Origin of the sequence: Kitasatospora sp. NPDC058492 (genome assembly GCF_042720685.1) — a bacterium.
In the GTDB taxonomy this organism is placed as follows: Bacteria; Actinomycetota; Actinomycetes; order Streptomycetales; family Streptomycetaceae; genus Kitasatospora.
Genome location: NZ_JBHXMU010000133.1, coordinates 1 through 3,637, shown reverse-complemented (window position 1 = coordinate 3,637; position 3,637 = coordinate 1). Strand labels below are relative to the sequence as shown.

The following is a 3,637-nucleotide window of genomic DNA, read 5'->3' as shown; positions in this document are numbered from 1 at the left end:
ACCCCGGTGACGGCGACCAGCAACACCGTGACCATCGTGGCCTGCACCCCCTGCGAGGACCAGGACCACGGCGGCTGCGACGGCAACAACTCCGGCGGCCACGGCGGCTGGGGCGACCACCACCCCGGCCCCGGCCAGTGGGACAACCACCCCAACGGAGGGATCGCCCTCGCCCTCACCCACGCCGGTGCCCAGGTGCAGACCGCAGGCGTCGCCGGCGGCTTGCTCCTGGGCCTGGGGGCGCTCCTGACCGGATTCTCCAGCACCCGCAGGCGCCAGGGGAACGGCACCAGGTAGGCCCGGAACACGGCACCGGCTAGGCGAACCCACGACTGAACACCGGATGTCGACGGAACACGCGGCCCGGGAACCTCCAGGTTCCCGGGCCGCACCACCGCCCGCGACGGACACCCGGACCACGCAGCCACAGCCGTCCCGCCCCGGTCAGGGCGCGGCGGCTCCCGGACCGGCTCGGTCCAGCACGGCTTTGTCGGCCTCCGGGCCGCCACGCACCACCACCGGACATCGACACTGACGAAATTCAGCCGGCTCCGATCTTCTGCGGCTGCTCGTCAGCCGTACCCCGACGTTCTGGGTGCCGGGCGCGTTGGATGAGGTGGTCCAGTCCCGGGGCGCTCTCACGCAGCCCGGTGGTGAGGTCGGCCTGCGGACGCTTCGGGGCGGCACCGACACCCGGGCCATCAAGCCCAACGCCGGACTCACTGGATTCAGGGCGCGCCCGGCGCTGATCGGCGTGGACATGAGCGTCGGCCCCGGCCGACGGTGTGTCTCCTCGCCGAGCAGCGTCTCCACGTCACCACCCGGGGCTGTGCAACGATCGGTCAACGACCTGAGACCCCACCCGGATAGGGCAGAGATTGTTCCGTCCACGAGAGCGCAGGGGCTCGGCGGGCACTGCGCACGACCGGCGCCGTTGCCGGGGCTCCCGGCCTGGCGGGTCACGCCGCGGACGGATGCGAGGTCCGTCCTCATCGATATCGTCCCGTGTCACCCGCCACCAGGATGTCCCACAGCGGGTCCGGCTGGCCGGGCACCGTCTTGCCCATCACCCGCCACGCGGCGGCCAGTTCCGCGTAGATCGGTTCGCCGGGAGGCGCCAGGGCCGTTTCGGCCGCCGGCTGCGCGCCGACGGTGATCATCTTCCCGGTCACGTCGTACCGGCCGGGTACCGGCCCGGGGCGGTGACGGCCAGCTGCCGGCATCACTGTGCTCACCTGCGTTTCAACGAGCAGGCCAGGGCGGGTACGCGCGGGACCGCCGGGAGCGGTTAAGGGGCCGGGCGAGGGTCTGTGGCGTCGGCAGAGCTTGTAGGGAAGTGGACCTCATCGATGCGGGATCGACGAGCTTCCGGCCTGAGAACGGCCTGTGCCTGCGCCCGGTTCAGCTGGGATCAGCAGCCGAAGCATCCGACCCGTCAGGGGTCGTCCTCGGGGCCCAGGCGCACCGAGCCCAGCGGGCCGGTGGTCCCGCCGAGAGCTCCGATACCCGGCGGCCCCGGACGGCGACCGCCACGCGGCCGGGCCTCGCGCTTGCGGGGCCCGGCCCGCATGGTGTGGGGATCCTCGGCTGCCCCGGAGGAGGACCGCAGGGCTGCTGGGGCAAGGCAGGCAGCATGAACGCCAAGCTCAGCTGCAGGTACCGTTGCCGTTGGCGTCCAGGTGGCAGGTGAGAGTCGCCGCGCCCTCGACAATCGAGAGTCCGCCTGGGCCGGTCTCGATGTCGGACGTCGTGACGATGACCTGCTCGCCATCGCGTACCGTGCCGAGGCTGTGGAGCGGGATGTGGACGCTCTGGTTTCCTCCGGTGCCCTCCACCGTGGCGGTTCCCAATCCCAAGTCCACGCCCCCGGCCGCAGCGTCCGCTTCCAAGAACTCCTCGTCGCCGCTCTGGTCGCCGGTGATGAGGTCGGTGACCTCGTTGAGAGTGAATTTGCCGACCATGATGCTGGTAGGGGTGACGCCGGTGGCGGCATTGGCTGTCGGTGCCGCGACAAGTACACCCGTGAGGGCGAGCACGGGCACGCCGACCAGGGCGGCTATACGAATGCTGTTCATGACGATCTCCTTCGCTGTCGATGCCCCTGACGAAGTCCGAGGCGGCCCCCACGCGCTTCCCCACCGAGGGGTTTTATGCCGTGCACAGGGAGGTTCACCGGATTGCCGCTGGAGCCGGAGGCGGTGATGGTCCCGGAGGCTTTGGTACCGGCCGGTCGGCAGATGCGGTCAACCGGCCAGTGCCAGCAGCCCGACGTGCTCCGCCACCCCGGCGCCGCACGTGTCGGCGACGGCGGCCGCCCCGGGGGGTGCGGCCACCACGCTCGGGGTGAGGGCGGCCGCTGCGGCGGCATACACGACGATGGCCGGACACCACAACTGACTGGGCATCACAACTCGCCCACGTAGGGGGGTCCCGCTCCTGATGCGGGCTGCGCCTGCGGGATGTCCGCCTGCCGGCACTGCCGGGCCGGGGCGGACAGGCCCAGACTCACACCCCGTACTGGACGCCGCACTCCAATCGTGCCGAACGGGTGAGGGCCCATCCGGCGCCCACGCGCGTCGCGCGCGGCCTCGGCCGTCGCCCGGCGCCGCGCGGTCTGATCTGACAGGAGGGGCCCGAAGAGCCACGGCCGGGACCGCTGCGCTTCGGCATGAGCCCCGATCAGGCGGGAAACGCTACGAGCGACGTCACCGCGGATACCAACCGGCATACGAGCCACCGTCGGGCGGGCGAGCCCGCTTCCAGGGTCGTGGGGAGCCAGGACCCGGAGTCCGCAGCAGAGCGGGAACGTGAGAGGCGGCGCCCGCCGTCACCAGGGAGGGCCAGCTCTCTCGGGCGTCGGCCGGTACAAGTAACCGAAAGTCCCGGGCCAGCGACCGGACCTGCCAGTCTTCGTGGGCACAAGGCCAGCCGTACGCGCTGACCTGCGACGAGGGAGCTGATCTTGAACAGCACGGGAACACTCCTGCTTGAGAGAGGGCATAGGCCATGCTCAGGGGATTCTGTCGGTTGACCAAGACGCCGCCGGGCTCATGACCTCGCTCATGTTCGGCGCCCTGGCCGACTGGCTCGCAGGCACCCGTGAAGCCGGACTCGGCCCGAGTGAAGCCGCAGGCACGCCTCGCTCAGCACCGGCCACGGCCGCAAGGTCATGCACGTCGCCGGCATCATCGGACACGTCGACGCGCCCAACGCGACGGTCAACGACCTCGCCGACCGCCTCGGCGACGACTTCCTTCCCGCGTTCATCTGGCTGACCGCCGGCGTCGTCGCCACCGCGGGCAAGGACAATGTCCACTGGCTCGACCAGTTCGACATCTCACTCGGAGGCTGACGCAGGGCTTCGAGGCCACCGCCAGGATATTCCGGATCTCAACACCCCTGTGGGGCCCCGGATGGAGGCCCCACAGGCGCAGTGTCGGGCCCCCGGACGGGGCCCGAGTGCGGGTGAGCGCTAGCCTGCGCCTTTCAGTTGGGTCCGGCTGAGTTGGGTTGATGGCGCAGGCGGCGCGTTGTGCCTGTGTGGGGGTGTGAGGGCATGCAGAGTGCCCGGCGCGGGGCCGGTGTCTCCAAGGTCCGGTTCGTGGGTGGGCAGGGATGGTCGTGCTGGTTCAGGTGA

Annotated in this window: 4 protein-coding genes and 1 pseudogene; 2 read left to right on the top strand and 3 right to left on the bottom strand. The window is 71.0% G+C overall.

All coding sequences use genetic code 11. The features are described 5' to 3' along the window. Positions 1-297 (top strand): annotated as a pseudogene (locus ACFWPI_RS39325) (hypothetical protein); the annotation flags it as partial. A 692-nt stretch (positions 298-989) separates the two neighbouring features. Here ACFWPI_RS39325 and ACFWPI_RS39320 read toward each other — a convergent pair. The 3 genes from ACFWPI_RS39320 to ACFWPI_RS39310 form a co-directional block, all read right to left on the bottom strand. After that, positions 990-1,160, bottom strand: a complete 171-nt coding sequence (locus tag ACFWPI_RS39320; protein WP_380380931.1) for a hypothetical protein — start codon at positions 1,158-1,160, stop codon at positions 990-992. 486 nt (positions 1,161-1,646) lie between these two features. Continuing rightward, positions 1,647-2,075, bottom strand: a complete 429-nt coding sequence (locus tag ACFWPI_RS39315; RefSeq protein WP_380380933.1) for a hypothetical protein — start codon at positions 2,073-2,075, stop codon at positions 1,647-1,649. A gap of 168 nt (positions 2,076-2,243) precedes the next feature. After that, positions 2,244-2,405: a hypothetical protein gene (locus ACFWPI_RS39310; RefSeq protein WP_380380935.1), complete on the bottom strand. Its 162-nt coding sequence runs from the start codon at positions 2,403-2,405 to the stop codon at positions 2,244-2,246. A gap of 764 nt (positions 2,406-3,169) precedes the next feature. On the opposite strand from ACFWPI_RS39310, the gene ACFWPI_RS39305 reads away from it, so the two are divergent. Beyond that, the gene (locus tag ACFWPI_RS39305; RefSeq protein WP_380380937.1) at positions 3,170-3,352 is read left to right on the top strand and encodes a hypothetical protein; all 183 of its coding nucleotides are present in this window, start codon (positions 3,170-3,172) and stop codon (positions 3,350-3,352) included. Positions 3,353-3,637 lie beyond the last annotated feature (285 nt).

Bases quoted from the DNA above. Each gene is read 5' to 3' on its own strand.
- ACFWPI_RS39320 (WP_380380931.1), bottom strand. From the start codon at position 1,160: ATGATCACCGTCGGCGCGCAGCCGGCGGCCGAAACGGCCCTGGCGCCT.
- ACFWPI_RS39315 (WP_380380933.1), bottom strand. From the start codon at position 2,075: ATGAACAGCATTCGTATAGCCGCCCTGGTCGGCGTGCCCGTGCTCGCC.
- ACFWPI_RS39310 (WP_380380935.1), bottom strand. From the start codon at position 2,405: ATGCCCAGTCAGTTGTGGTGTCCGGCCATCGTCGTGTATGCCGCCGCA.
- ACFWPI_RS39305 (WP_380380937.1), top strand. From the start codon at position 3,170: ATGCACGTCGCCGGCATCATCGGACACGTCGACGCGCCCAACGCGACG.